Source organism: Burkholderia sp. E168m15, from assembly GCF_016586105.1.
Lineage (GTDB): Bacteria > Pseudomonadota > Gammaproteobacteria > Burkholderiales > Burkholderiaceae > Burkholderia > Burkholderia orbicola.
Window position 1 is genome coordinate 18,857 of sequence record NZ_BCPO01000161.1, and the last position, 19,060, is coordinate 37,916.

General features: G+C 66.8%; 19 protein-coding genes. 13 read left to right on the plus strand and 6 right to left on the minus strand.

Annotated features, from left to right (window positions below; genetic code table 11):
• Positions 1 to 150: 150 nt before the first annotated feature.
• Entirely contained in the window at positions 151 to 1,041 is an 891-nt protein-coding gene (locus JMF86_RS23715) for a LysR family transcriptional regulator (protein ID WP_011548240.1), read from the minus strand.
• A gap of 91 nt (positions 1,042 to 1,132) precedes the next feature.
• Here JMF86_RS23715 and JMF86_RS23720 point away from each other — a divergent pair, with 91 nt between their 5' ends.
• Genes JMF86_RS23720 through catC form a run of 3 tightly spaced genes read left to right on the plus strand, consistent with a single transcriptional unit; the run spans position 1,133 to position 3,535 of the window.
• A complete protein-coding gene (locus JMF86_RS23720; RefSeq protein ID WP_011548241.1) occupies positions 1,133 to 2,266 on the plus strand; it encodes a muconate/chloromuconate family cycloisomerase in 1,134 nt (377 codons plus the stop codon).
• Positions 2,267 to 2,298: 32 nt separating this feature from the next.
• Positions 2,299 to 3,201, plus strand: coding sequence for a catechol 1,2-dioxygenase (gene catA, locus JMF86_RS23725; RefSeq protein ID WP_006479533.1), 903 nt, complete (start codon positions 2,299 to 2,301; stop codon positions 3,199 to 3,201).
• Between the two features lie 43 nt (positions 3,202 to 3,244).
• Positions 3,245 to 3,535: a muconolactone Delta-isomerase gene (catC, locus tag JMF86_RS23730; RefSeq protein ID WP_006479534.1), complete on the plus strand. Its 291-nt coding sequence runs from the start codon at positions 3,245 to 3,247 to the stop codon at positions 3,533 to 3,535.
• A gap of 180 nt (positions 3,536 to 3,715) precedes the next feature.
• Here catC and JMF86_RS23735 read toward each other — a convergent pair whose 3' ends face one another.
• Entirely contained in the window at positions 3,716 to 4,495 is a 780-nt protein-coding gene (locus JMF86_RS23735) for an NAD(P)H-dependent oxidoreductase (RefSeq protein WP_011548243.1), read from the minus strand.
• 86 nt (positions 4,496 to 4,581) lie between these two features.
• On the opposite strand from JMF86_RS23735, the gene JMF86_RS23740 reads away from it, so the two are divergent.
• Both JMF86_RS23740 and JMF86_RS23745 read left to right on the plus strand, forming a co-directional pair.
• Positions 4,582 to 5,475, plus strand: coding sequence for a LysR family transcriptional regulator (locus JMF86_RS23740; RefSeq protein ID WP_011548244.1), 894 nt, complete (start codon positions 4,582 to 4,584; stop codon positions 5,473 to 5,475).
• 178 nt (positions 5,476 to 5,653) lie between these two features.
• Complete coding sequence (locus JMF86_RS23745; protein ID WP_006479558.1) at positions 5,654 to 6,058, plus strand: DUF2471 family protein; 405 nt, start codon at positions 5,654 to 5,656, stop codon at positions 6,056 to 6,058.
• 184 nt (positions 6,059 to 6,242) lie between these two features.
• Here the strand turns inward: JMF86_RS23745 and JMF86_RS23750 are convergent, their stop codons facing one another.
• Positions 6,243 to 8,276 (minus strand): NADPH-dependent 2,4-dienoyl-CoA reductase, encoded by a 2,034-nt coding sequence (locus JMF86_RS23750; protein ID WP_011548245.1) that lies wholly within the window; start codon positions 8,274 to 8,276, stop codon positions 6,243 to 6,245.
• Positions 8,277 to 8,351: 75 nt separating this feature from the next.
• Here JMF86_RS23750 and JMF86_RS23755 point away from each other — a divergent pair, with 75 nt between their 5' ends.
• From JMF86_RS23755 to JMF86_RS23765, 3 genes are all read left to right on the plus strand, one after another.
• A complete protein-coding gene (locus tag JMF86_RS23755) occupies positions 8,352 to 9,422 on the plus strand; it encodes an AraC family transcriptional regulator (RefSeq protein WP_011694666.1) in 1,071 nt (356 codons plus the stop codon).
• A gap of 209 nt (positions 9,423 to 9,631) precedes the next feature.
• A complete protein-coding gene (locus JMF86_RS23760) occupies positions 9,632 to 10,177 on the plus strand; it encodes a hypothetical protein (RefSeq protein ID WP_226132273.1) in 546 nt (181 codons plus the stop codon).
• Entirely contained in the window at positions 10,174 to 10,776 is a 603-nt protein-coding gene (locus JMF86_RS23765) for a hypothetical protein (protein ID WP_011548248.1), read from the plus strand. The genes JMF86_RS23760 and JMF86_RS23765 overlap by 4 nt, the downstream gene beginning before the upstream one ends.
• 99 nt (positions 10,777 to 10,875) lie before the next feature.
• Here JMF86_RS23765 and JMF86_RS23770 read toward each other — a convergent pair whose 3' ends face one another.
• The 3 genes from JMF86_RS23770 to JMF86_RS23780 all read right to left on the minus strand — a co-directional run bounded on the left by JMF86_RS23770 (position 10,876) and on the right by JMF86_RS23780 (position 13,230).
• Positions 10,876 to 11,355, minus strand: coding sequence for an aconitase X swivel domain-containing protein (locus JMF86_RS23770; protein WP_011694665.1), 480 nt, complete (start codon positions 11,353 to 11,355; stop codon positions 10,876 to 10,878).
• Positions 11,348 to 12,595, minus strand: coding sequence for an aconitase X (locus JMF86_RS23775; RefSeq protein WP_011548250.1), 1,248 nt, complete (start codon positions 12,593 to 12,595; stop codon positions 11,348 to 11,350). The genes JMF86_RS23770 and JMF86_RS23775 overlap by 8 nt, the downstream gene beginning before the upstream one ends.
• A gap of 206 nt (positions 12,596 to 12,801) precedes the next feature.
• Complete coding sequence (locus JMF86_RS23780; RefSeq protein WP_011548251.1) at positions 12,802 to 13,230, minus strand: MarR family winged helix-turn-helix transcriptional regulator; 429 nt, start codon at positions 13,228 to 13,230, stop codon at positions 12,802 to 12,804.
• 92 nt (positions 13,231 to 13,322) lie between these two features.
• Between JMF86_RS23780 and JMF86_RS23785 the strand changes: the two genes are divergently transcribed.
• The 5 genes from JMF86_RS23785 to JMF86_RS23805 all read left to right on the plus strand — a co-directional run bounded on the left by JMF86_RS23785 (position 13,323) and on the right by JMF86_RS23805 (position 18,990).
• Positions 13,323 to 14,243: a LysR family transcriptional regulator gene (locus JMF86_RS23785; protein ID WP_011548252.1), complete on the plus strand. Its 921-nt coding sequence runs from the start codon at positions 13,323 to 13,325 to the stop codon at positions 14,241 to 14,243.
• Positions 14,244 to 14,352: 109 nt separating this feature from the next.
• Positions 14,353 to 14,784, plus strand: a complete 432-nt coding sequence (locus tag JMF86_RS23790; RefSeq protein WP_011548253.1) for a MarR family winged helix-turn-helix transcriptional regulator — start codon at positions 14,353 to 14,355, stop codon at positions 14,782 to 14,784.
• Between the two features lie 63 nt (positions 14,785 to 14,847).
• Complete coding sequence (locus tag JMF86_RS23795) at positions 14,848 to 15,942, plus strand: HlyD family secretion protein (protein ID WP_011548254.1); 1,095 nt, start codon at positions 14,848 to 14,850, stop codon at positions 15,940 to 15,942.
• A 13-nt stretch (positions 15,943 to 15,955) separates the two neighbouring features.
• The gene (locus JMF86_RS23800; protein WP_011548255.1) at positions 15,956 to 17,530 is read left to right on the plus strand and encodes a DHA2 family efflux MFS transporter permease subunit; all 1,575 of its coding nucleotides are present in this window, start codon (positions 15,956 to 15,958) and stop codon (positions 17,528 to 17,530) included.
• 17 nt (positions 17,531 to 17,547) lie between these two features.
• A complete protein-coding gene (locus tag JMF86_RS23805) occupies positions 17,548 to 18,990 on the plus strand; it encodes an efflux transporter outer membrane subunit (RefSeq protein WP_011548256.1) in 1,443 nt (480 codons plus the stop codon).
• Positions 18,991 to 19,060 lie beyond the last annotated feature (70 nt).

Here is a 19,060-nt window from a genome sequence, read left to right on the forward strand (position 1 = left end):
TCCAGGTCGATACGGAGCGGGAAACCCCGCGTCCAACCCTGTTTACGGAGAGCAGCCTTGCCGGTTTATCCGGCACGGGCAGGATAGAAAAAACCATGTGCGGCAATAATCGGCCCGCACGGCGAGCGTTTTTGGGCCGTCCGGCAGCCGTCACGCGGCCGGCACGATCATCTCCCGCGCAATCGCGCAAAACGCGGCCGTGGCCGCGCTTTCGCCGTGCAGACGACGGCTCATGATGATCGGCGACGTCGCGCCCGGCTCCGGCAGCCGCCGGTAGACGACGCCCTTCACGCGCACGCCCTCGACGCTCTCCGGCACCAGCGACACGCCCACCTGCGCGGCCACGAGCCCGAGCGCGGTCTGCAGCTCGCGCACCTCGTGCACGGCCGCCGGCACGACCGCGCCGTCGCGCAGCGCCGACAACTGCTGATCGGCGAAGCTCGGCCGCGGCGTGCTCGGGTAGACGATCATCGTCTCGTTCGCGAGATCCGCGAGCGTCAGCGGCCGAGCCGGATCGGCGAGCCGATGCCCGGCCGGCAGCGCCGCGATCAGCTTTTCCTCGATCAGCGCCTCGCGCACCAGCTGGTCGTCGTCGAAGCGCAGGCGGCCGAACCCCACGTCGATCCGCCCGCCCTTCAGCGCGCCGAGCTGTTCGAGCGTGAACATTTCGATCAGCGACAGCTCGACGTCCGGCTGCGCCTCGCGAAACGCACGGATCACATCCGGCAGCGCGCCGTACAGCGCCGACGGCACGAAGCCGATCACGATCCGCTCCGACAGTTGCGCGAGCCGTCGCGTGAGCGGCCCCAGTTCGTCGGCCTGGTCGACCAGACGTTTCGCCTGCGCATAGAACACGCGCCCGGCATCGGTCAGTTTCAGCGGCCGTGCGCCACGCTCGAACAGCGGCAGCCCGATCTCCTCCTCGATCGCCTGGAGCTGGCGGCTCAGCGGCGGCTGCGTCATGTGCAGCCGCTCCGCCGCCCGCGTGATGTTCATTTCCTCGGCGACGGCGATGAAGTAACGGAGCTGACGCAATTCCATTTCATGCCTCAAAGGTATGGAAGTAGTCGGAAAGAGTGTTGGACGACGCGGGGCCGGAATTCCTACCATGTGCACCAACAGGAGGAATCGCATGATAGCAACTGCCGCCACCATCGAACGCATCGAGACGCTGCTGGTCGACGTGCCGACGATCCGGCCCCACAAATTGTCGGTCGCGACGATGAATTGCCAGACCCTCGTGCTGGTCCGCGTTCGATGCACGGACGGTATCGAAGGCGTCGGCGAGGCGACGACCATCGGCGGCCTCGCCTATGGCGAGGAGAGCCCCGAAAGCATCAAGGTCAACATCGACACCTACTTCGCGCCGCTGCTGCAGGGCCTGGACGCGACGCGTCCGGGCGCCGCGCTGGCGCGGGCGCGCAAGCTGTTCCAGGGCAACCGCTTCGCGAAGTGCGCGATCGAGACCGCGCTGTTCGACGCGCAGGCGCGGCGCCTGGGCGTGCCGCTGTCCGAGCTGTTCGGCGGGCGCCGGACCGATACGGTCGATGTCGCGTGGACACTCGCGAGCGGCGACACGCAGCGCGACATCGCGGAAGCCGAAGCGATGCTCGACGCCCGCCGCCATCGCGCGTTCAAGCTGAAGATCGGCTCGAACGCGGTCGCCGACGACGTGGCGCACGTGGTCGCGATCAAGCGCGCGCTCGGCGAGCGCGGCGACGTGCGGGTCGACGTGAACCAGGCGTGGAGCGAAACCGACGCGATCTGGGCCGGCGCGCGGCTGGCCGACGCCGGCGTGAGCCTCGTCGAGCAGCCGATCGCCGCGACCAACCGCGCGGGGCTGAAACGCCTCACGCAGCTCGCGCAGGTGCCGATCATGGCCGACGAGGCGCTGCACGGCGCCGTCGATGCGTTCGCGCTCGCGCAGGATCGCGCGGCCGACGTGTTCGCGGTGAAGATCGCGCAATCGGGCGGCCTGCAGGGCGCGGCGAGCGTCGCGTCGATCGCCGCGGCGGCCGGCATCGAACTGTACGGCGGCACGATGCTCGAAGGCGCGGCCGGCACGATGGCGTCCGCGCAACTGTTCAGCACGTTCGACTCGCTGAAATGGGGCACCGAACTGTTCGGCCCGCTGCTGCTCACCGAGGAGATCCTCGTCGAGCCGCTGCGTTACGAGGATTTCAAGCTGCATCTGCCGGCGACGCCCGGCCTCGGCATCACCTTCGACTGGGCCCGCATCGAACGGATGCGACGCGGCGCCCGCTGATCCCCACACGACAACCGACACCGGAGACACAGATGAACAAGCAAGCCATCGACGCCCTGCTGAAGACCTTCGACGACGCCGCCGAGAAGCCCGGCAACCCGCGCGTGCGCGCGATCGTCAACCGGATCGTGAAGGACATCTGCTACACGATCGAGGACTTCGACGTGCAGCCGAGCGAATTCTGGACGGCCCTGAACTACCTGAACGAAGCCGGCCGCGAATTCGGGCTGATCGCCGCGGGCCTCGGCCTCGAACGCTTCCTCGACGTGCGGATGGACGAAGCCGAGGCAAAGGCCGGCATCCAGGGCGGCACGCCGCGCACGATCGAAGGGCCGCTGTACGTCGCCGGCGCGCCGGAATCGGTCGGCCACGCGCGGCTCGACGACGGCACCGATCCGGGCCAGACGCTGATCATGCGCGGCCGGGTGCTCGGCCAGGACGGCGCACCGCTCGCGAACGCGCTGGTCGAGGTGTGGCATGCGAACCATCTGGGCAATTACTCGTACTTCGACGCGTCGCAGCCCGCGTTCAACCTGCGCCGCTCGATCCGCACCGATGCCGAAGGCCGCTACAGCTTCCGCAGCGTGCTGCCGGTCGGCTACAGCGTGCCGCCGGGCAGCAAGACCGAGCAACTGCTCGACCAGCTCGGCCGCCACGGCCATCGTCCGGCGCACATCCACTTCTTCGTTTCGGCGGACGGTTATCGTAAGCTGACGACGCAGATCAACATCGATGGCGATCCGCATCTGTGGGACGACTTCGCATTCGCGACGCGCGACGGGCTGATCCCGCCGGTCAGGCAGGCAGAGGGCGCGGAAGGCAAGCCGTACGGCGTCGACGGGCAGTTCGCGCTGATCGACTTCGACTTCTCGCTGCTCAAGGACAAGCAGGACGTGCCGGGCAGCGAAGTCGAGCGGGCCCGCGCGCAGGCGTGAGCGCCCTTCCCGTTCGACGAATCGACAACGCAAGGAGTGCAGGATGCTGTTTCATGTGGAAATGACCGTTCGCCTGCCGGCGGACATGGACCCGGTGAAGGCGGCCACGCTGAAGGCCGAAGAAAAGGCGATGTGCCAGCGGCTGATGAACGAAGGCGTCTGGCGCCATCTGTGGCGGATCGCCGGGCAGTATGCGAACGTCAGCATCTTCGACGTCGAAAGCGTGCAGCAGCTGCATGACGTGCTGAGCCAGCTGCCGCTGTTTCCGTATATGGAGATGGAGGTGCGGGCGCTGTGCCGGCATCCGTCTTCGGTGCGGGACGACGATCGGTAAGCAACGGTGAATCGCGGCCGTGCCCCACGGCCGCGAGGTGCCACGAGATGCCACGAGAAGCACGACCCGGGCGGCCGGCGATGTCACGCAGGCCGGCCGGGTCGTTTGCATTCCGCGTTTGGCATCTTGCATTTGGCGGCGGTTGTCCGTGCCGCCCTGCCTCGGGGTGTGCAGTAACCGTCAGGCGGTCAAATGCGCGGCGAACCCCACTTTCCCCGGCGCGATGTCCTCCTTCAGCGTCAGCGCCGGAATCTCGTAATCGCCCGCGTTCTGCCGGCGGAACGGAATCGGCGGTGTGGTCCACAGATCGTTCAGACGCTGGCCGAGCGCCGTACACGTCTGGTCGAAACGCGCGGCGTTCATCTTGCCCGTCCGGTAGATCACGAACGGCGGCAGCACGTCGAACCCCGGGTAATACAGCACGCCGTGCTGGATCGGGAACAGCAAGTCGTCGATCGGCCCGTTGATGCCGCGCCGGCTGTAGTGCGATTCCCACCCGCCCGTCGTGACGACGATCATCGCCCGCTTGCCTGCCAACATCCCTTCGCCGTAGCGGTCGCCCCAGTGCGTATCGGAATGTTCGCCGACGCCGTACGCGAAACCGTACGCATATACGCGCTCGAACCAGCCCTTCATGATCGCCGGCATCGAGAACCACCACAGCGGAAACTGCAGGATCACCGCGTCGGCCCACTTCAGCTTGTCCTGCTCGCGTGCGATGTCTTCGCTTTGCGTACCCGCTGCGAACGCGCGCTTCGAATCGAGCGACGGATCGAATCGCGCATCGGGTACACGATCGGTCACGTCGTTCGGATCCAGCGTCGCCTTCCAGTTCATCGCATACAGGTCGCTCACCTGCACCGCGTGGCCGGCCGCTTCGAGATGCGCGACGGCGAAATCGCGCAGCGCGCCGTTCAGCGAACGCGGCTCGGGATGGGCATACACGATCAGCACATTCATGTTCGTCACTCCGTGGATTGAATGACTGCAGGATGCGGCTTTCAACGGTATATTTGAAATGAATTCCTGATATCCCAGGTATAGCCATGAATAATCTCAGACGGCTCGATCTGAACCTGCTCGTCACGCTGGACGTGCTGCTCGCCGAGCACAACGTCACGCGCGCGGCCGAGAAGCTGAACATGTCGCAGCCGTCGGTCAGCGTGCAGCTGCAGAAACTGCGCGACGTGTTCGGCGATCCGCTGCTGTTGCCCGGCCCGCGCGGGATGCGGCCGACCGCGCGCGCGGAAGCGCTGCGCGAGCCGTTGCGCAATGCGCTCGAAGCGGTCGAGCGCGCGGTGATCCCGGCCACGCCGTTCGATCCCGCGACCGCGACGCACACGTGGCGCGTGGCCGCGACCGACTACGGCGAATCGACGATCGTGCTGCCCGCGCTGCGCACGCTGCGTTCGACCGCGCCCGGCACGCGGCTCGCCGTCGTCGAACTCGTGCCGCCGCGCATCGAGCAGGATGCCGAACGAAACGGCATCGACCTGGCCTTCCATACGACGGAAGGGTCGCCGCCCGGCATGCGGCGCCTGCCGCTGTTCGTCGAGCGCTACGTGCTGATCGGCCGCGCCGGTCATCCGAAGCTGAAGCGGCGCCCGACGCTCGCGCAGTTCGCCACGCTCGAACACGTGATCGTGTCGCCCGACGGCGGCGGCTTCTTCGGCGTGACGGACGAAGTGCTCGCGAAGGCAGGGGCCACGCGGCGCGTCGTGCTGTCGGTGCCGCACTTCCTGTTCGTGATGTCGGCCGTCGCGAGCACCGATCTCGTCGCGATGCTGCCCGAGCGGCTGGTGCGCGACGTGCCCGCGCTGCGCGTGGTGGACGCACCGGTCGAGGTGCCCGGCTATGAAATGTCGATGCTGTGGCACGAGCGCGTGCATCGCGATCCCGCGCATCGGTGGTTGCGGGAGACGATTGCGGCGGCGGTGTAGATCGTCCGCCCGATCGATGCGATCGCCCGCGTCGAGCGTCGAGCGTCGAGCGCCGACGCACGAAATTCTGCATTCGGGGCTTGAAACCGCGCTGAACACTGTATATATTTACAGTGCTTTTGCACCATTTGACCCGAATTCCGTCATCCACAGACGAACGGACTTTTGTGAGGCGACCATGTTCCAGGCTTCCGCATTCGATCCCGAGCAACCCGGTTTCAATCCCGTCCACTTCGAGCGCGCCGCGCAGCGGGCGGTCGTCGATCTGCAGCGTGTCGCGGGCGGCCCCGCGCAGCGGGCGCTCGGTCTGCGCCGCCGCACCCACCCGGCGGCCGTTCGCACGATGAGCTGGCAGGCGCTGCTGAACGTCGAGGAGCTGGCGTTCTCGAATCCCGGCTTCCTGAACCGCAACGATCCGGCCGTCGTCGACGCATTCATCCGGCTGCGTGGCAGCCGGCTGGTTGCCGCAGACGTCGAGGAGCCGGTCGACTGGCGCCGCGACGATGATGACCTTCCGGCCATCTACCTGATCGTCAAGGCGATGCTCGAAGCGGAAGAGGAAGAGCGGGCCGAAGCGGCCTGAGCCGCGCCGGTCGATTGCGGGCACGGTCTGCCGGGCTCGCGCCGCCATATTGCATGGTGGCGCGGCAGCTCGTTATGGTTCTGCACCCGCGAATCGGCGCATCAGGCGGCGAGCCGCGAACCGTCGCGTAAGCCGCTCGTCGCCACGCGACGATCAGCCGAATGACCGTCGCAGCACCCGCCCGTTACAGCCGCGCCGCCAGCCGCGCGCCCTGATCGATCGCGCGCTTCGCGTCGAGTTCGGCGGCCAGTTCCGCGCCGCCGATCAGGTGCACCGAGCGCCCGGCCGCCTGCAGCGGCGCGAGCAACGCGCGCTGCGGCTCCTGTCCTGTGCAGAGCACGATCGTATCGGCTTCGATTAGCTCGTGATCGGTGCGCTGCTCGCCGTACGACACATGCAGCCCGCGCGCGTCGATCAACTCATAGTTCACACCGCCAATCATCTTCACCTGCTTCATCTTCAACGTCGCACGGCGAATCCAGCCGGTCGTCTTGCCGAGCCCCTTGCCGAGCGGCGCGGCCTTGCGCTGCAGCAGCGTCACTTCCCGCGTCGGCGCCGACACCTGCGCACGCGTCACGCCGCCGCGCGTCGTGGCCGGGTCGGTCACGCCCCACTCGGCTTTCCATTCATCCAGATCGAGTGCCGGCGACTCGCCCTCCTGCACCAGATACTCGGCGACATCGAAGCCGATCCCGCCCGCGCCCACCACCGCGACCCGCCGGCCGACCGGCTGTTTGCCCGCGAGCACGTCGATATAGCTGAACACGTTCGGCCCGTCCTGCCCCGGAATCTTCGGGTCGCGCGGCGCGACGCCGGTCGCGAGCACGATCTCGTCGTAGCCACCCGCGATCAGGTCGCTCGCATCGACGCGGCGGTTCAGGTGCAGTTTCACGCCGGTCAGTTCGACCTGCCGGCCGAAGTAGCTCAGCGCTTCGTGAAATTCCTCCTTGCCCGGAATCCGCTTCGCCATGTTGAACTGGCCGCCGATCTCGGCCGCGCCGTCGAACAGGTCGACCTGATGGCCGCGCTGCGCGAGCACGGTCGAGCACGCGAGCCCGGCCGGCCCCGCGCCGACCACCGCGATGCGCTTCGGCTGCGGCGCGGGCGTGTATTTCAGCTCCGTCTCGTGGCACGCGCGCGGATTCAGCAGGCACGACGCGATCTTGTTCTTGAACGCATGATCGAGGCACGCCTGATTGCAGCCGATGCAGGTGTTGATCTCGTCGGCACGGCCCTGCGCGGCCTTGACGACGAACTCGGCATCCGCGAGCAGCGGGCGCGCCATCGACACCATGTCCGCGCAGCCGTCCGCGAGAATCTGCTCGGCCACTTCGGGCCGGTTGATCCGGTTGGTCGTCACGAGCGGGATGCCGACCTCGCCCTTCATCTTCTTCGTCACCCACGCGAACGCGCCGCGCGGCACCGACGTCGCGATCGTCGGCACGCGCGCCTCGTGCCAGCCGATCCCCGTGTTGATGATCGTCGCGCCGGCCCGTTCGACCACTTTCGCGAGCTGCACGGTTTCGCTCCAGTCGCTGCCGTCCGGAATCAGGTCGAGCATCGACAGCCGGTAGATCAGGATGAAGTCGCGGCCGACCGCTTCGCGTGTGCGCTCTACGATCTCGATCGGCAGGCGGATGCGGTTCTCGTACGAACCGCCCCACTGGTCGGTGCGCTTGTTCGTATGCATCGAGATGAACTGGTTGATCAGGTAGCCCTCGGAGCCCATGATCTCGACGCCGTCGTAACCGGCCTCGCGTGCCAGCGTCGCGCAGCGCACGAACGCGCGGATCTGCCGCTCGACGCCGCGCGCGCTCAGTTCGTGCGGCGCGAACGGCGAAATCGGCGACTTGATCTTCGACGGCGCGACCGCGAACGGGTGATAACCGTAGCGCCCCGTATGCAGGATCTGCAGCGCGATCTTGCCGTCCTCCGCGTGCACGGCGCCGGTGATCTCGCGATGCCGGCGCGCGGCGGCCGACGTCATCAGCGTGCCGCCGAACGGCTTGGTCCAGCCGGCCACGTTCGGCGCGAAGCCGCCCGTCACGATCAGGCCGACCCCGCCGCGCGCGCGCTCGGCGAAATATTCAGCGAGGCGCGGCAGCGTCTTGCGGCTGTCCTCGAGGCCGGTGTGCATCGAGCCCATCAGCACGCGATTCTTCAGCGTCGTGAAGCCGAGATCGAGCGGGGCGAGCAGGTGGGGAAAGGGTGTCGTCATGATGATTCGGCCAATAAGCGATGCCTGCCATCGTAGGCGCGCGCCGCCTTGAACGTGAGGGGGCAAACAGCCATAATGCTTGTCATTTTCGGCCAAATCGACATGACTTCCCCGTCTCGCAAGGATCGCCTCGGGCTGCGCCGCCCGACCATTCCGGTCGCCTATACACGCCTGCTGCTGCAGGCGCTGGCCGCACGCGGCGTCGACCTGGCCGCCGTGCGGGCCGGCACGGGCCTGCGCGACGCGGTGCTGGCCGAACCGGACGCGCGCGTCGCGCCGTCGCAATGGGGGCGGCTGGTGCTCAACGCGATCGAAATCGGCGGCGATCCGGGCATCGGGCTCGCGTTCGGGCTGCTGCTGAAACCGACCGTGCACGGCTTTCTCGGCTACGCGACGCTGACCGCGCGGGACATCCGCGAAGCGCTGTCGGTCATGCAGCGCTACTTCCGGATGCGGAATCGCCAATACCGGCTGACTTACGCGGAAGACGCGCGCGGCGCGACGCTCGAACTGCACGGCGTGCAGGCGAACCCCGTGCTGCAGCACCACGTGATGTTCGAATTCGTGCTGACGGGGCTCGCGCAGAACATCTCGCAATGGTCCGGCCGCGCATCACCGCCGATCAGGCTGCAATTCGCGTGGCCGGAGCCCGCGTATTTCGCACGCTATCGCGACCAGTTGCCGCCGGTGGCATTCGGCTGCGCGGCCAACGCGCTGTGGATCGCGCGCGACGTGCTCGACTGGCCGCTGCCGCTCGCCGACGAAGTCGCGCACCGGCAGGCGCTCGTGCAGGTGGAACGCGAATATGCGCAGGTGCGGCAGGAGGAAGGCGATCTGGTCGAGCGCGTGCGGGCGGAACTGGCGCGCGCCGCCGGGGATTATCCGGGGCCGGACATGCTCGCCGACGCGCTGCTCGTGTCGACGCGCACGCTGCGGCGCCGGCTGGAAGAAGCCGGATCAAGCTATCGGCAATTGCTCGACGAAGCGCGGTTTCGCGACGCCAGGCAGTTGCTCGCCGCGTCGGATCTCGATCTGAAAACGATCGCCGAACGGCTGCAGTTCACCGACCCGGCGAATTTCACGCGCGCGTTCCGGCGCTGGGCCGGGCAGACGCCGAGCGCATTTCGGGAAGCGGCTGCGAGGTGATGGCGTCGGCAGTGACCCGGCACCGGCGCGAATAACGCCGAACCGCCGCCGGCGGCACGGTGCGGGTGCGGGGGCGGCTGCGCGCGAATTCAGTGCCACGCGCCGGGCAACCCGTCGCCCGGCAATGCCGGACGGTCGGCCGAAAGCGGTGGCGTATGATGGGCGCCACATCAAAACGACGTCGCGCGGACCCGCGCCCTCTCCGACCCATGCCCAATCGCACCACCCTGATCGAGGCCACGATCGACCGCGTCGATACCAACCTCATCCGAGTCAAGGCCAATGTCAGGAAGAACCCGCCATACCGTTTGACGATGCAGAACGTCTGCTACTTCGTCACGGCCAACGACGTCGACGAAGAAGCATTCAAGCAGATCGAGAAACTGAGGCCCGGCATGTCGGTGCGCGCCTGCACATTCGAGCATCGCGGCCGTCGCCGGATCGCGTGGATCAGGAGCGGCAGCCTTGCCATCGCGCCGTACGACGTGCGCGCGCAAAAGCGACGGAACCTGTCGCTGCTCGCCTGGGCGTCGTGCCTGGTCGTGCTGAGCCTGGGTACCGCTGCCGCGGCACTCCATTCGGGTTGGGCGTTCACCTCGGCACTGGCCACCGTCGTGTCCATCGTCGGTCTGGTGGGCGACCTGGTCGCCATCGGCGGCTTGTCCGACCTGATCTTCCAGCCGCAGCGACGCGAAGCCCAGGATTGCTGGCTAGGCGAACCGTCCGGTTTCAGCGCGGAGCGCAGCGGCCCATGACGAACCACGACATGCAGACCGTATCCGGCCGCGTGACGGCAATCAGCCAGCAATCGATCGAGACGAAGGTCTGGAGCAACAACCTGGGCACGACGACGCAAAGTATCGAGGAAATCACGCTCAAACTCGATTCGCTCGCGTCCCCCCTCGTGTTCAGGACCAACCGGACGACGCGCCTGTTCATCGCCGATGGCGATCGATTGAATGTCGCCTATGTCGGCGACCAGGATCGCCAGAGCGTCTACGGCATTCGCAACATGACCGACGGTTCGGCTTATCTGCTGCGCCCCGCCAAAGTCGCCGGCGCCCGAACCGACCTTTTCGTCATGCTCATTTGCGTGATCGGCGCGGCCGTCGTCAGCGGAATCGTATCCGTGGTGACGCTCAGCATGGAATCGATGTTCGACGTGTTTGCGCTGATCAGCGCGAGTGTAATCGGCTTGTGCGTGCTGAGCGCGATCCTGCGCATCCTGTTCGGCGTGATCGTGTGGCCCGAAATCAGAAGATTGGCGCAGCCGGGCGGCAAACGCGAAATGAACGCGGCGGCTCAAGCGCTGTCGCTCACGCAGGAAGAAACCCGACACGTGCGCTTCATCTGACCGGGACAGGTGCGGCTACCGCGCGGCGAACGACGCTGCTCGCTCCGGATCGCATCGCCGCGGCCACCGCCTGACTCGCCGTCAGCGCGCGCCGGTCGTTCAGGTCAAACCGGATCCGCCCGAACGAGCATCAGTGCCCAGATGAATCCGCGCGCCGCCGTCCCCCTCGCCCGTTTCGATCCGCACGTCGCCCGTGGCAGCGACGATCGCGTCGTATACCTCATCGCTCACGCACACCACCGGCACCGCGATCGCATACAACTCGGCGGCCACGATCGCGCCGATCGAGATGATCAAATCGCGTTCCTTCAGCACGATCCCGACCGGCCCCGTACCGTTGCGCACCGCTTCCGCTAGCACGCTGCTGCTCGAACTCGAGCCCTTCGCGTGCGGCATCACCATCACCTTGCCGGCGAGGCTCGCGCCGGCCTGCGGATGCCCGCGATCGACGATCCTGCCCGCGCCCGAGTCGTAGCCGCCCCAGAAGCTGAGCGGCTTGTCGAGCACGAAAGGCCGCGCGCACGCGCTGCCCGGCACGAGCGTGTCGCCCGTCAAGAATGTGCCCGTCGTTTCAGTCATCGAATCGCACCTTGCCTTCGTACGCGGACCGCACGCATTCGCGCATGCTGCCGTACGCCACCGTCACGCCGATGTTCGCGGGCGCATACGACGCCCATTTCCCCGAGTTGGTCATCACCAGCCCCGACAACTGCTTCATCACCGGCGTGATGTACGTGCAGGTATCGACGACGATCTGCACGCCGCGCGCGGCGAATTTCTCCGCGAGGCCGGCTTCCTCCAGCTCCCACAGAATGAAGCGGCTCGTGTTCACGTAGAAATCGCAGGCCGGCTTGCCGTCGAACGCGTCGAGCAACGTGTCGAGCGTGCGGAATTCGGCCAGCGAGAAATGCGGCGTGCCGAGCGCGACCGCGACGAGCGCGTCGCCGGCCGCACCGTGATTCAGCGTGCGGCGAATCTCGTCGAGATCGGCCATCGCGATATCGACCCTGCGCTGCGCCGCGCGGCCGTGCAACGCGGCGTCGAGCGTCGGCGCCTCGGGCGTCACGCCGACCGCATGGAACAGCGCGACGGCGCCGCTCGACGCGGCGGCCGCGCCGAGCGCCTTGAGTTCGTCCTCGGTGGTGTCGGCCGGCAGCCCGACGATCGCCGGCACGACCGCCCCCGCGATCTTGCCGACCGCCAGGCCAAGCGCGGCGAAATAGATATCGCGCGACGGCAGGCCGCTGAAATCGGGCGCATTGAACACGATCCGCGCGGCGCGGTTCGCGTCGACATGCAGCCCCGCGTACGGCGCGCGCCCGGTGATCGCGGCGGCCAAGTCGAGAAAATCGCCGTAGCGGCTCGTGCGCGCGCCGAGTACCGAATTCGCGAACACGATCGCATTCGATTCGGCCCACGCGATCTGCTCGCCCAGCGCGGGACGATTCTTCAGTTGATATGGCGCGCACGTGAAGCTCGATTCGCAGCCGAGCAGCAAATGCGCGTCCATCAGGCGCTGCGCATCGCGCTGGATCGTGCGGTCGCCGTGGTACAGCTCGGGATGGATCAGGTCGAGCGACCCGACGTTCAAGGTGGTCGGCACCGCGACCTTCGCGCCCGTGTCGACGAAATAGTCGACGAAGTCGAGGCTCGTCTGGCCGTGATACAGACAGCCGTCGATATGGGCAGACGTAATGTCGATCAGGTGCGGCGCGGACATCACTTGCGCGGTGCGCACGACGATCCGCATCGCGCGGGCGACGCCGTCGCCGAAATCCCCGCGCAACATCGCGTCGTCGCGGTCGCTCAACTGCAGCATCGGTTGCTCCTCGTGACGCGTGCACCGGCGGCGGTGCCGGTTCATGAATTCAGTCAGAGGACTCTACAACTGGAAATAAAAACTGTCCAGATCGCCTTCAATCCGGATAGCAATGAAACCAATTTTCTCAACCAAATGCTCCCAAGGCGACCAATGGCTTGAATTCCGCACCAGTTGGTCGTCCCACCGAACCGTCCGCCCCTCGCCTAGCGTTCCGCAGTCAGACTGAACAACTCGTTGCGCAACGCCTTCGCCCGCTCGCGGCCGAACTGCGTGTCGAATTCGTCCTGCGCGGCCTGCCACGCGACTTTCGCCTGCGCGAACGTGCGTTCGCCGAGCTTCGTGAGGTGCAGCGCATGCGCACGCGCATCGTGCTCCGACGCCGCCGTCGACACGAAACCGTCGCGCTGCAACGGCTTCAGCGCACGCAGCAAGGTCGTGCGATCCATCACGAGCATCTCGGCGAGTTCGCTCATCAGCAGACCGGGATGGCGCGTGAGGTTCGCCATGATCGAGAACTGGGCGGGCGTGACGCCGACCGGGGCCAGATGGTGTTCGTACAGTTGCGTGACGAAGCGCGCCGCCTGACGCAGCGCGAGACAGTTGCACGCCTGGGCAATCGAGGTGTCGTTCATGTTCGGCAATCTATATGTGCATATGCATAAAGTCAATGTACACTCCGCCGTAACAGCGGCCGGCGGCCGGCCATCGCGTCAAGGAGACGGACATGGACTACATCGACAAGCTGCGCATCTTCCGGTCCGTGGTGGAAATGCGCAGCTTCACGCGCGCCGCCGACATGCACGGCCTCGCGCGGCCCGTCGTATCGCGTGCGGTCGCGGATCTGGAGGCGCGTTTCGGCAGCCGATTGCTGCACCGGACGACCCGCCAGGTATCGCTGACCGAGACGGCCGAGCGCATCTACGAGCGTTGCGCGGCCGTGCTCGACGAGCTCGACGCGCTGGAAGTGGAAGCGCAGACGCACACGCGCGAGCCCGAAGGCCTGCTGCGCCTCGTCGCGCATACGACGGCCGCGCTGAACCGGCTCGTGCCGCTGATCGCCGGCTTCAAGAGCGCGCATCCGAACGTACGCCTCGACGTCACGCTGACCGAGCGCCCGGTCGATCTGGTCGGAGAAGGCTACGACATCGGCATCGTCGTGCCGTACATGCTGACGAGCGAATCGACCGTCGTGCGGCTGGTCGAGCGCATTCCGGTCGTGATCGTCGCGACGCCTGCGTATTTGCAAGCACATGCGCGCCCCGAGACGCCGGCCGACCTCGCCAATCATCCGTTCGTGCCGATTTCGCCGTCGCTGCGCCGCCCGGCGCTGTCGTTCCGGGTCGACGGCAACCTGCTCACCGTGCCGTTCCGTTTCGACATCTCGTCGAACAGCCCCGTGTTCAACCGCGAAATGGTCATGCACGACTTCGGCATCGGCGTCGTCCCGAAAACGCTCGTCCAGGCCGAACTCGCGTCGGGTGCGCTCGTGCAGTTGCTGGAAGACGCCGATCTCGTCGACGCGTTCGTCGAAATCAAGCTCGCCTACGCGAACCGCGCGCTGCTGCCCGCGAAGGTGAAGGCGTTCATCGACTACACGGCCGCGTACTGCGACCGCGAAGGCTGGATCGTTCCGGCAGCGGCGTGACGCCGGATGCGCGAATGCGCGTTTCCGACGCCGATTGATACAGCCACGACACCAATCTGATCCCGCCGCGCCCCTCGCTTCGCGCCGCCTCGCCACCTAACATGTGCACATGCACAAGACCACGCTCACCGATGACGATTGCTTCGCGGTCCGGCAAGCCGCCCGGCGGATCTCGCAGTTCTATGAGCGCTACCTGTCGCGGGCGGGCGTCACGCCGTCGCAGTACAGCATCCTCGCGCTGCTGCGCGAGCGGCCCGGCCTGACGATGGCGACGCTGTCGAACGTGCTGGTGATCGAACGTACCGCGCTGTTGCGCGCGCTCAAGCCGCTCGTCGGCGCGGCGCTGGTGACGGGGCGGATCGAACCGCCATGCCGCGGTCAGACGTTTGCACTGACCGCGCACGGCGAAACGAAGGTGGCCGATGCGCACGTGCACTGGCTCGCCGCGCAGGAAGCGTTCGAGCGGTGCTTCGGGTCGACGCAGGCGGCCCGCCTCAGAGACGAATTGTTCCGGATCACGCACAACCTGCCAGAACGCTAGCCCTTCCCCGATCGACGTCGTACCGTCGATCGTTTTGATAAGTGCATATACATAGGTGAATCGATGGATACGACCCAAGACGCTGCCTCGTCACGCGAAGCAGCCACAACCGAGCGGCCCGCGAAGCAGCAACGCCGCGTGCCGTGGATGCGCATCGCGGTGGGCGCCGTCGTCGTCGTGGTCGCGGCCGCCGTGCTCGACTGGCTGTTCGTGCTGCGCTTCCAGGAAAGCACCGACGATGCGTACGTCGGCGGCGACGTGACCGTGCTCGCGCCGAAGGTCAACGGCTTCGTCGACAAGATCCTCGTGACCGACAACCAGCGCGTGAAGGCCGGCGACGTGCTCGTGCAGCTCGATGCGCGCGACTACGACGCGAAGCTCGCGCAGGCCAGCGCCGAAGTCGACAGCGCGCGCTCCGCCGTGACCGAACTCGAAGCGAAGCAGCAACTGCAATTCGCGGTGATCGGCCAGCACGCGGCGGACAAGAACGCGTCGTCGGCCGAACTGACGCGCGCCGCGTCGGACCGCGTGCGCTATCGCGAATTGGTGAAGTCGGACGCCGTATCGAACCAGATCGTCGAGCGCGCGGATGCCGATTACTCGAAGGCCGGCGCCGCCGTCGAACGCAGCGACGCCGCGCTGCTCGCGTCGAAGCGCCAGCTCGACGTGCTCGGCGCGCAGCTCGCCGATGCGCGGGCCCGCGTGAACACCGCGCTCGCCGCGCAGCGCGTCGCGGCGCTCAACGTCGAATACACGACGATCCGCTCGCCGGTCGACGGTTACGTCGGCAACCGCACGGGCCGCGTCGGGATGCTCGCGAACGTCGGCGTGCCGCTGCTGACCGTCGTGCCGGCCTCCGGCCTGTGGATCGACGCGAACTTCAAGGAAGACCAGCTGCGCAAGATGCGCGCGGGAGACCGCGTCGACGTCGCGCTCGATGCGTCGAGCACGCGCCTGCACGGCCGCGTCGACAGCCTGGCGCCCGCGACCGGCGCGACCTTCAGCGTGCTGCCGCCCGAGAACGCGACCGGCAACTTCACGAAGATCGTCCAGCGCGTGCCGGTGCGCGTGCATCTCGATCCGCAGCCCGGCATCGAACACGTGCTGCGCCCCGGCCTGTCCGCGGTCGTGACCGTGCATACCGACCACCAGCACTGAGCGGGAGCCGACGATGACCACCGCGTTTTCCGGCGACCCCGCGTCGCAACCGACCAAACAGCGCGTGTTCGCGTTCGCGCTGATGTGCGTCGGCTTCTTCATGGCGACGCTCGACATCCAGATCGTCGCGTCGTCGCTGCGCGACATCGGCGGCGGGCTGTCCGCGAGCCAGGACGAACTGTCGTGGGTGCAGACCGCGTACCTGATCGCCGAGATCATCGTGATCCCGATGTCGGGCTGGCTGTCGAAGGTGATGTCGACCCGCTGGCTGTTCGCCGCGTCGGCCGTCGGCTTCACGATCACCAGCATGCTGTGCGGGCTCGCGTGGGACATCAACTCGATGATCCTGTTTCGCGGGCTGCAGGGCGCGCTCGGCGCCGCGATGATCCCGACCGTGTTCACCACCGCGTTCGTGCTGTTCCCCGGCAGGCAGCGGCTGATCGCGTCGACGACCATCGGCGCGCTCGCGTCGCTCGCGCCGGCGATCGGCCCCGTGATCGGTGGCTGGATCACCGACCAATGGTCATGGCACTGGCTGTTCTACCTGAACCTCGTGCCGGGCATCGCGGTGGCCGTGCTCGTGCCGCGCTACGTGCATATCGACGCGCCCGATCTCAGCCTGATCAAGCGCGGCGACTATCTCGGCATCCTGCTGATGTCCGGCTTCCTCGGCTGCCTCGAGTACGTGCTCGAGGAAGGCCCGCGCAAGAACTGGTTCGGCGACGATGCGATCGTGATCTGCGCGTGGATCTCCGGCATCTGCGGCTTCCTGTTCATCGTGCATGCGCTGACCGCGAAAGACCCGATCGTCGACCTGCGCGCGCTGGCCGTGCGCAACTTCGGGATCGGCAGCCTGCTGTCGTTCGTGACCGGCATCGGCATCTTCGTGACCGTGTTCCTGACGCCGCTGTTTCTCGCGCAGGTGCGTGCGTTCAGCTCGCTGCAGATCGGTATCGCGCTGCTGTCGGTCGGCGCGTTCCAGTTGATCGCGCTGTGTGCGTATGCGTTCGCCGCGCGCTACGTCAGCATGCGTGCGCTGCTCGTGTTCGGGCTGATCTGCTTCGGCCTCGGCTGCTACCTGTACACGCCGATCACACACGACTGGGGCTGGCAGGAACTGCTGCTGCCGCAGGCGCTGCGCGGCATCGGCCAGCAGTTCAGCGTGCCGCCGATCGTGACGATGGCGCTCGGCTCGCTGCCGCAATCGCGCCTGAAATCGGCGAGCGGGTTGTTCAACCTGATGCGTAACCTCGGCGGCGCGATCGGTATCGCCGTGAGCGCGACGATGCTCAACGACCGGCTGAATTTTCACTATCTGCGCCTGAACGAGCACGTGAGCGCCGGCGAGCCGCAGGTCGCGTCGCTGCTCGATCGCCAGGCCGCGTACTGGGGATCGGTGGCAGGCAATACGCTGAACACCGCGCAGGCCGGGCTCGCGAACTTGCATCGGCTGATCTATCGCGAAGCGCTCACGTTGACCTATGCGGATGCGTACTACGCGCTATCGCTGTGCTTCGTCGTCGCGCTGCTTGCCGTCGTGTTTTCCAAACCCATTACGTTGAACGCGCCGCCGCCGGACGCGCACTGAGGCCAAGGATCGTCATCATGAAGAAGCTACTCGTCGCGCTGGCCGTCAGCGCATTCGCCGCCGGGTGTGCGGTGCAGCCCGCGCAGCATCCGGCGCTGAACGACTCCGTCCAGACGCTCGCGCCCACCGCGTGGGATACCGACGTGCCGCGCGCGGACATCGATGCCGCCGCCTGGTGGGCGCAGTTCCACGACCCCGTGCTCGACCGGCTGATCGCGACCGTGCTCGACGGCAACCTCGATCTGCAGGCCGCCGCCGAACGCGTGAAGCAGGCGCAGGCGCTGACCGTGCAGAAGCGCGCGGTGCTGCTGCCCGAACTCGACGCGACTGCGCACGCGGCCAACGCGCGGCAGAACACGCCGCCGCCGCTCGGTTATGTGCGGCAGGCTGGTGCGGGGCTTGCGCTGAGCTGGTCGCCCGATGTGTTCGGCGGTGAACGGCTCGATCTGCTGGCCGCTCAAGCGGAGTTGGTCGGGCAAAAGCATGCGGAAGATGCGATGCGCCTCGCGCTCGCGGCCGATGCGGCATCCGCGTATGTCGATCTGCGCTGGGCGCAGCAGGAACTGAAGATCCTGCAGGAAAACGCGAAGATCCGGCAGCATGCGCTCGAACTCACGCGCAAGCGGCAGGCGTTCGGGCTGTCGACGGAACTCGACGTGACGCGTGCGCAGAACCAGCTCGATGCGCTCGAAGCCAGGATTCCGCCGACGCAGGCGCAGATTTCGCATCAGCTGAATCTGATCGCCGTGTATTCGGGGCGGACGCCGGAATCGGTCGATCGGCTCGTGTTGGCGCAGGCTGGGGAGATTCCCGCGCCGCCGGTTGGCGCGCCAGGGACGCTGCCTTCGCAGGCGTTGTTGCGGCGGCCGGATGTGCTGACTGCCTATGCGCAGGTCGAGCGGCGTGCCGCGCAAGTCGGTGTGGCGAAGGCCGAGCGGTATCCGAAGTTTTCGTTGAACCTGACGGACGGGATTCTGGCGGCTTCCTATCTCGGGTTGCCGACGTTGACCGATAACCTGTTCAGCGCGGCACTGAGCGCGACGAGCCCGATCTTCAACGCGGGACGGATTACCGCCGATATCTCGCAAAGCGAAAGCCGGATGCGCGAGTCGGAACTCGGGTTACGGCAGACGATGCTGCAAGCGCTGCGGGAAGTCGAGGATGCGCGCGCGAATCTCGTCAGTTCCGATGAGGCGACGCGAAGGCTGGGTAGCGCATTGGCGGCTTCCGATAAAGCGCTTGGGTTGGCGAATCAGCTTTATAAGGGCGGCGCGACGGATTTTCTGGACGTGCTGTCGGCGCAGGAGGTTTATCTGCGGGATTCGGATTCGCTCAATCAGGTCAAGCGCGAGCACGCGCTGGCGGCGGTGGCGTTGTATCGGTCGCTTGGGGGTGGGTGGAGCAGGAATGACGCGGCGGGGGGAACACAGACGGAAACTGACGCTGTGGCGAAAAACTAGGCGGGATCACGATGCGGGAGCCTGTCAGACTTTTAGTGTGCCGAGGTCATGAAACGATAACGGAACTAAC

What these genes read in the sequence shown, in the direction of transcription:
- JMF86_RS23715 (WP_011548240.1), bottom strand. Translation starts at nt 1,041, where the DNA reads ATGGAATTGCGTCAGCTCCGTTACTTCATCGCCGTCGCCGAGGAAATG.
- JMF86_RS23720 (WP_011548241.1), top strand. Translation starts at nt 1,133, where the DNA reads ATGATAGCAACTGCCGCCACCATCGAACGCATCGAGACGCTGCTGGTC.
- catA (WP_006479533.1), top strand. Translation starts at nt 2,299, where the DNA reads ATGAACAAGCAAGCCATCGACGCCCTGCTGAAGACCTTCGACGACGCC.
- catC (WP_006479534.1), top strand. Translation starts at nt 3,245, where the DNA reads ATGCTGTTTCATGTGGAAATGACCGTTCGCCTGCCGGCGGACATGGAC.
- JMF86_RS23735 (WP_011548243.1), bottom strand. Translation starts at nt 4,495, where the DNA reads ATGAATGTGCTGATCGTGTATGCCCATCCCGAGCCGCGTTCGCTGAAC.
- JMF86_RS23740 (WP_011548244.1), top strand. Translation starts at nt 4,582, where the DNA reads ATGAATAATCTCAGACGGCTCGATCTGAACCTGCTCGTCACGCTGGAC.
- JMF86_RS23745 (WP_006479558.1), top strand. Translation starts at nt 5,654, where the DNA reads ATGTTCCAGGCTTCCGCATTCGATCCCGAGCAACCCGGTTTCAATCCC.
- JMF86_RS23750 (WP_011548245.1), bottom strand. Translation starts at nt 8,276, where the DNA reads ATGACGACACCCTTTCCCCACCTGCTCGCCCCGCTCGATCTCGGCTTC.
- JMF86_RS23755 (WP_011694666.1), top strand. Translation starts at nt 8,352, where the DNA reads ATGCTTGTCATTTTCGGCCAAATCGACATGACTTCCCCGTCTCGCAAG.
- JMF86_RS23760 (WP_226132273.1), top strand. Translation starts at nt 9,632, where the DNA reads ATGCCCAATCGCACCACCCTGATCGAGGCCACGATCGACCGCGTCGAT.
- JMF86_RS23765 (WP_011548248.1), top strand. Translation starts at nt 10,174, where the DNA reads ATGACGAACCACGACATGCAGACCGTATCCGGCCGCGTGACGGCAATC.
- JMF86_RS23770 (WP_011694665.1), bottom strand. Translation starts at nt 11,355, where the DNA reads ATGACTGAAACGACGGGCACATTCTTGACGGGCGACACGCTCGTGCCG.
- JMF86_RS23775 (WP_011548250.1), bottom strand. Translation starts at nt 12,595, where the DNA reads ATGCTGCAGTTGAGCGACCGCGACGACGCGATGTTGCGCGGGGATTTC.
- JMF86_RS23780 (WP_011548251.1), bottom strand. Translation starts at nt 13,230, where the DNA reads ATGAACGACACCTCGATTGCCCAGGCGTGCAACTGTCTCGCGCTGCGT.
- JMF86_RS23785 (WP_011548252.1), top strand. Translation starts at nt 13,323, where the DNA reads ATGGACTACATCGACAAGCTGCGCATCTTCCGGTCCGTGGTGGAAATG.
- JMF86_RS23790 (WP_011548253.1), top strand. Translation starts at nt 14,353, where the DNA reads ATGCACAAGACCACGCTCACCGATGACGATTGCTTCGCGGTCCGGCAA.
- JMF86_RS23795 (WP_011548254.1), top strand. Translation starts at nt 14,848, where the DNA reads ATGGATACGACCCAAGACGCTGCCTCGTCACGCGAAGCAGCCACAACC.
- JMF86_RS23800 (WP_011548255.1), top strand. Translation starts at nt 15,956, where the DNA reads ATGACCACCGCGTTTTCCGGCGACCCCGCGTCGCAACCGACCAAACAG.
- JMF86_RS23805 (WP_011548256.1), top strand. Translation starts at nt 17,548, where the DNA reads ATGAAGAAGCTACTCGTCGCGCTGGCCGTCAGCGCATTCGCCGCCGGG.